This window comes from Bartonella sp. AA16NXGY, from assembly GCF_042197325.1.
Classification (GTDB): Bacteria; Pseudomonadota; Alphaproteobacteria; order Rhizobiales; family Rhizobiaceae; genus Bartonella.
The window spans coordinates 23,511-31,194 of the sequence record NZ_JBHIRR010000018.1 but is presented as its reverse complement, the minus strand read 5'-3'; the positions used below and the strand labels follow the sequence as shown (position 1 = coordinate 31,194).

At 37.4% G+C, this 7,684-nt stretch carries 2 protein-coding genes and 1 pseudogene; all 3 read right to left on the bottom strand.

Annotated elements, in window-relative coordinates; translation table 11 throughout:
- The coding region (locus tag ACFINK_RS08230; protein ID WP_375638722.1) for an autotransporter outer membrane beta-barrel domain-containing protein at positions 1 to 2,277 on the bottom strand (2,277 nt) is incomplete at its 3' end.
- A gap of 172 nt (positions 2,278 to 2,449) precedes the next feature.
- A pseudogene (locus ACFINK_RS08225) lies at positions 2,450 to 3,176 on the bottom strand (autotransporter outer membrane beta-barrel domain-containing protein); the annotation flags it as partial.
- A 686-nt stretch (positions 3,177 to 3,862) separates the two neighbouring features.
- On the bottom strand, positions 3,863 to 7,393 hold the full coding sequence (locus tag ACFINK_RS08220) for an autotransporter outer membrane beta-barrel domain-containing protein (protein WP_375638720.1): 3,531 nt from the start codon (positions 7,391 to 7,393) through the stop codon (positions 3,863 to 3,865).
- Positions 7,394 to 7,684: the final 291 nt, after the last annotated feature.

Sequence of the window (7,684 nt, the reverse complement as noted above, 5' to 3'; positions counted from 1 at the left end):
TGGTTCAACAGGGGCAGAAGGAGGAGAAACAGTATCCAGAGATGAAGTGTCCTCCGGAGCAGAGGGCTCAGATGGCAGAACATCATTAGTAGAATCTTCAACTGGAACAAACGGTGCAGGCATAGGTTGCACAGCAGAAGGAGCCTCCGGAACTGTTGGTACAGAGGGAGGCTCAGACGGAACTGGTGCAGAAGGAGTCAGCGTCGAATCCGTAGGGATAAATATTTCAGACGGTTCAGATCCTTCAGGCAAAGAAGGTGTAGATGGTATAAGTGGAGGCTCAACAGAAGGGGGTTGTTCAGGTGAAATAGTCTCTGTTGGTCGTTTAGAAGGAACCGTCTCTTCTTCAGATTGAGGAGGTAAAACTGTAGACGTTGGCTTAGAAGCAGTTTCAGAAGAATCTAATTCAGGACCAATGTAAACACTTTCGAGACGAAAATCCCAAAAATCCCCTTCTCCAACAACCAATCTATTCTTTGGATCTGCATTTCCAGAAGAAGAACTTGGACCATAGACACGAAGTTTATATTGATAAGGAAATCCATTCACCGTAGTATAACTATTGGCTAACTTAAAAGAACTTTCCTCTGCTGTCCCAGCAACTTGAACAAGTGAAATACTTTGACTTCCTTTATTGCCAGCTTCTTCTTCTAAGGTTTTGGAAAATTTCTCCATCATGAGCAGTGTACTTCCCAAAACATTCCCGTAGATCAAAATACGATCAGTTTTTTGAGGATTAAACGAGCCGTCATTATTCACAAACGCACTCATCTTAATCTGCACATTTCCCTTTGCATTATAGGCTTCTTTATCATATTGTATCCCCTCTATTGGATTTATGTCATTTAGATTACTTCCTTTCTCAATATATACTTTTCCAATATATAGCGTTTGATAATCTTGAGATATAAATTTATCAAAAAAAATTGTGCTATCAGAAATGCTTATAGACGAAAGTAATGAATCTACAGGAAGAGATTCCAGTAAATCTGTATGTTTTCTTTTGGTGAGATACCATGCAGAGCCATTTGTTAATTCTAAGTGAACAGTTGATGCATCCTCAACACGAATACCCCCTGTAAGGATAGAATCCTTTGCTTTCACCAATAGAGAAGAATTATTTTGAGCCTTTAACAATAAATCACCAGAGATCTTTGTCCTTTCTGTTAATTCAATGGTAGCTTCAGCTCCATAAATATCATCTCCCGTACTATAAATGGCAATACCATCGGGAACTGAAAAAGTTGTCTGTGACAAATGCAAAGATGCTTCACCCCAAACAATTTTTTCTACTTTTGAAAGTTTTTCACTCCCTACCTTAAACATATCACCCCATACATCTGGGCCTAATCCATAAAAATACAGACCGTATACTCCCTCACCCTGAACAGAAATTTCTGTACCTTCAATCTTAATATTTGTCTTTTTAAACTCATTTGATGAAGCGTATTCTTGAACCAATTTACCTTCAGCATCTGCATAACCTGCAAAATTCGTAATCAAGAAGCCATGCATATCAGTGAGCTGAATAAAATCACCACGTAATTGAACATTACCACCCTGTGATATGTCAAAAGCTCTTGGAAATTCATCAACACTTTCATTATCAACTACAATCGTGTGTTTCTTACCTTTTCCCTGAATATTGGTTGTATCAATAAGATATTTTCCCCCAAATTGTGTTGAAAACGCACCAATCTCATTAAAAGTAATAGTACTGCCTGACATCCTAATGAATGCATCAGAACTACTAACAAATCCAATCCCTTTTGCATTCAAATTATCTGATACAATATCAATATTTACGCTCACTAAAGCAATATCGGTTTTTTTTCCTTCTGCACATACAGCTTGCAAACTACCTTCAATCTTCCCTCTATTCATCACAACTTGCCCATTCTGAACACGAAAACCGGACATATCCTTAATATTTGAATTGGTTAGAACAAGCTTGCCATCATCTTTTACAGATGCACTATATAAAAACATCTGCTTTGGCCTATGCGAGATAATATTTGTCTCTAATAAATTTAAAACAGTTCCCTCTTTTTCTATAGAGAAGACAGCAACAAAATCATCTAGAGAAGAGACAGAAGGAGTATAATTTTTATTACTTATCGTATGTTTTTTACTATCGCTATATGTAAAAAAACTCTCTGATACATTACAGGAAGTTCCTAAATTATTAGGATTCGCATTAACACTCACGATTGGCAAAAAAGAAACAATAGCCGTTGTAATAAATAAAAATCTATACCCGCTTAATACATTAACCATAACTTTATTCCCAATTTGCCTTTCTCCCCCTGTTAGTTAAAAATAAAAAACATTCCCCATAACATTAAGTTAAACACACTAAAAATAGCAAGTATAAAACTTAAATAATCACTTTATACTTCATAAAACACTCTATAACTTATGTAAAAATTACTCTATATTTCATAGGCACCTAAAAACGATAGTATAAACCGCCTGAAAAAATAATCCCTGAAAAACCACCTTTTCTAAGGCAATGCTGATAAGTTACATCTCCATGCAAAGCAAAGTTTGAAGACAACTGAGCCTTCAATCCCATTCCAGTTTCTAGAGAAGAGCCAAAAGCCCTTATTGGAATTCATCTCCAAACCGCACACGTTGTTTTCCTCTAAAACTAATGGCAAGCTGAAGCTCGCAATTGAAAGAAACAACAAGAGCCTCTTCAGAAGCAGCAAGCATCTTTCTTAAAGACCACCAACACGCATCACCCATAAATCAAGTTTTCCCATCTCAATATCAAAACCATCAATATCAGACGCCTTATCAAACCGCACATTTTGATAAATAACCTAAACCTGCGGATCAAAAATAACCCCTTTATGCCCTGTCGTAAATGACTTGCCCGCAATCAATGAAGCACTCAAAGGTGTTTCCTTCAATGTTGCTGTCTTGCCTCTTGCTTGCGTGAGAACATCCCCTTTAAATAAACCATAGGAAAAAAGGACATCTATATAAAAGCCTGTATCATGCTGCATGCTGCCATATACTGTAATAGACCATTTATCAAATGTACTTTTTTGCTTTCTTTAACATCTTGAGGTTGTAGAAAGTTTTTTTCCATTATTCTCCATTATTCCAAAGCTCAAAGTGTGATGTGTATCCTCAATCGCATTGAGCAAGACACTTGCCTCTATACCATGAACAACAGAAACCTGAATCTTACCTTCATCAAAGGAAAGAACCACCCTGCTTCACACCAAACACAGATTGAGATAACGTAGCATTTCTACCACTTTTCTTTTCGCCATTTCCTGTAATAGAACTCTTTTTAAAAGAAGTTTTATTATCTTTTGACACAACCACTGCTGATGTAATCTTCTCAGATCTCTTTAATTCTAAAATTCCATCAGCTCCTGAAAGCCTTTTTCCCCTTTACTTTTTTGCGGCTTAATAACTATGTCATGAGTTCGTATTGTAAAAATAACACCTGCAGCTCTCCTATCCAATCCACTCATATATAACTTATTACGACTTCCAAAAGTACGAGAAGCATCAACTGTATCACACGAATACGACTTAAAAAGAGAATTACACGAGGGGTTATAATCTTCTGCACTCACATCTATATTGTGCACGAAGAAAGAAATAGAGGTCGTAAGAGAACACAGACATAGCGTTTTAGTACTTTAATCATAATTTAGTCTAAACTTCCTTTATTTTATTCATAAAAAACTGAAAAGACACACCTAGTTCATCTACTTATTATGTACCGTTACATATAATTTGTTTTGTATTATATGTAAAGTCAAAAATCAGAAAAACGACACAACAAAACCATGTTTTGTGCTTATGTCTTTCACAAAGGATGTATTAAAGAAAAATACAATTAAAAATGATAACTTAATCCACCAGAAAAATGCGTTCCGGAAAAGCCGTCACTCGTAAATTTATGCTGATAAATCAGATCGCTATGAAAAATAATTTTGGGAGATAATTGCGAAAAAACACCAAATCCAGCTTCTAAAGAAGTCCCAAAGGAACCAAGCTGGAAGGCATCTTTAAAATATACAAATTGTTTATCATCAAAACTACGAATGAAATGAAGCTTACCATAGAATGAGAGAACATGTGCATCTTTATCTTTAGTAAATGTAAGTGTCTTCGTTAAATACCCACCAATACGCATCCCCCAATGATCTGGACTTCGCATATCAATATTAAAATTATCAATATCACGAGTCTTATGAAACTGGAGATTTTGATAAACAAACTGAACCTGTGGTTCAAAAATAAAATATCGGCTGCCTATCATAAACGTTTTACCAGCAATTAAAGAAACACTTAGGGGCTTCCCTCTCAATGCAGCCGTTTTACCTCGCTCAAGTGTGAGAACATTTCCATTAAACAAACCATAAGAGAAGAGACCATCCATATAGAGACCCGTATCATGCTGCATGCTTCCATATGCTGTGATTGTCCATTTATCAAATATACTTTCTTGACTTTGTTTAACCTTTCGAGGCTGCAAAGAAAGCTTGCCATAATTTCCCATAATCCCAAAAGATGTCGTACTGTATGCACTTTCGATTTTCTTGAGTAAAATACCTGCCTCTAGTGCATTATAATCAAGCTCACCGCCATAATCACCATATTTAAATGCAGACAAATTTGAAGTATAATGATGATGTCCACCGTAACCGCGCAAAAACAAAGCGGGATTTTCATCATTTTTCAACAACCGACCAGGAACAGTTCGCAGCGCTTGCAACTGCTTGCTTTGATTACTGATATCCATCAATCCAGCATAAAATAAGGTATTTGGCACAAGAATATAAGTCAAAACCTGTGGAACAACGACTCTCACATTTGGCTCAAAATGAGAAGAAGGCTCAAAAACAGATGCCGGAACAGAAGAACCAGACGCAGGTGGAGTAACAACAAAAGGAGTGGGTGAAACAGATGGCGGAACAGAAGAACCAGATGCAACTGGGGAAACAACAGAAGGAATGGATGAAACAGATGACGGAACAGAAGAACCAGATGCAACTGGGGAAACAACAGAAGGAATGGATGAAACAGATGACGGAACAGAAGAACCAGATGCAACTGGGGAAACAACAGAAGGAGTGGGTGAAACATGCGGCGGAACAAGTGAACCAGATGCAACTGGGGAAACAACAGAAGGAGTGGGTGAAACATGCGGCGGAACAAGTGAACCAGATGCAACTGGAGAAACAACAGAAGGAGTGGGTGAAACATGCGGCGGAACAGAAGAACCAGATGCAACTGGGGAAACAACAGAAGGAGTGGGTGAAACATGCGGCGGAACAAGTGAACCAGATGCAACTGGGGAAACAACAGAAGGAGTGGATGAAACATGCGGCGGAACAGGTGAACCAGATGCAGGTGGAGAAACTGGATTAGATTCAGCAATAGCGGGAACAACAGGTGCAAGAGAGGAAAGAGGATTGGGGATCTCAAGTACAAAAACATCAGATACATTAGGTGTGGTCGTAAGATGGGAATCCCTATCAGGAGAATCTACAGGAGAAGAAAGACTTGGCTCCTGAGACTTTTGCTGAGAGTTAGAATCAATAGAACCATCCTCACCTCCAGTAATATTAGGATGAATTTTAGGAAAAGAAGGAATATCATCAGAAGAAGGGGGGACAACCAAATCAAGAACAGGAAAAACTTTAGTGGAATCAACAAATTGACTTTCAAGTCGGAAATCCCAAAATGTTCCAGAGTTTTTAAGCACTCTTTGATTGGAATCTGCCGCCCCTAAAGCAGAGCCTGGACCATAACTCTTAAGATGATACTGATAGGGGGAGGCTTCAAGTGTGACATACCCCCCCTTTAACTGAAAAGAATCTTCCATGGCTTTTCCATAAACCTGAATAATGGAAATCCCCTGATTATTACCACCATCTCCCGTCAATGCCCCTGGACTTCCAGGAATCTTATAAACATGAACTGTTGTTTTTCCTTCAAGATCACCATTGATTAAAAGCCGGTCAGTTTTTTGCTCTTGCAGAGTTCCGCCTTTATCCAAATATGCATTAAGATAAAGATTCACATCACCGTGCGCTTTATAGACAGTCCCAAATCCTTTTCCAATGAGAAGTGTCTGATAACCATTTGTTTTTTTAGATTTTAATTCTTCAAAAACAAGAGAACTATCCGTAAGATTAACCGATGAAATAGAAGAATAATCTTTTAACCTAGAACCAGAAGCATCAGAATTTTGCAATTTGTCATATTTTGGTCGCGATAAAATCCACTTTGAACCATTTTTTAAATCTATCTTAGCTGTAGAACTTTCATCAACATGTGCGCCTCCTACAAGGGTAGAAGCATCAGCCTCAATCTTTACATTAGAACGCTCAACAGCTTTCAGGAGTGAATCTCCAGAAATTTTTGAATTTTGTAAGAGTTTAACAGAACTTTCGAATTCTCGACTATAAATAGCCGTACTTTCTGGAGCCATAAAAGTTGTCTTTGTCAAATGGACAGTCCCTTTTCCAGGTATAATTGTTTTTTTATCATTTAAGACAGCTTCCCAAAAAAAGTGCATGCCATTAAATCCATTCCCTCTCACAAAAATATTGGAATATTTTATATGAGCAGCATTATGGTTATTCCCCTGCACTACAATACCATGAACATTGTCGACATTAACGTTTCCTTTCTGGAAATTAAGAGAGCCTTTCCCCTGAAGCATACTAAAAGCAGAACCTTCACGATAATTATCTGTATTTGTTCCCAGTTTCCCCCTCCCACTAATAGAAACGCCCTCTAAATTAATTTCTCCATCTCCTCCTGTTTGAACACCAATACCATCAGCAAAATTAATTTTTCCTCCTTTCATATAAATTTTTGCACCATTATGACTCAAAAGACCTATCGCATCAGAAGATGTCTTAATCTCTGTCTTGGTCAAAGAAACAAACGACCCTTTACCCCCAACACTGATCCCCATTCTGGTTGCTTTAATCACCCCATTCTGCATCTCAAAAGCTCCCTCATCATTAATATCGGCCCCTATCGACACGTTATTTAACATGGAATCAAATAGAGCAACGCCTCCCCCATTTGAGGACTTTACAGCTGTTGTCCAAGCGTTTGTTTCTGAATGTCCATGTGCATTCGAAACACCGTTAATGATTATAGCCTCTCCCTCAATGACTGTATTTTTCCCTGATGCCTCTATGGCAGCATCAGAACTTTCACCCGTAAGTTGATAAGTTTTCTTGGCAATTTCATGCGTTTTACCATCATTACAGCGATAAAATGAGGCACTTTCGTTACATGAATATGGCTTCTTCTCAGAAGAAATCTCACCTGCATCAGTATTGTATACAAAGAAAAAAATAACCGTTGTAAAATGATATAAAGAGAGATGATTTTTAAACATAATTTTCTACAAACTTTCTTCCCCTTCTCTAAAAACAAAAAACACGCGTTCTGTTTAATAACTTTGGTTGCGCGTGATAATTTAAAATACGTTTTGTGTTTTATATATCCGCCCTATGTTTTATGTAAAGCCAGAATCCCAAAATATCACAATTTAAAATTGTATTATTTATAAAAACGCGTAAAAATATAGATAGAAATAAAAATTCCACCCCAAAGCAGTGATTTCAAGAGAATTTAATAAAAATAAACTCAAAGAAGAAAAACAGCATAAGAAGCAAAAACTGCAAAC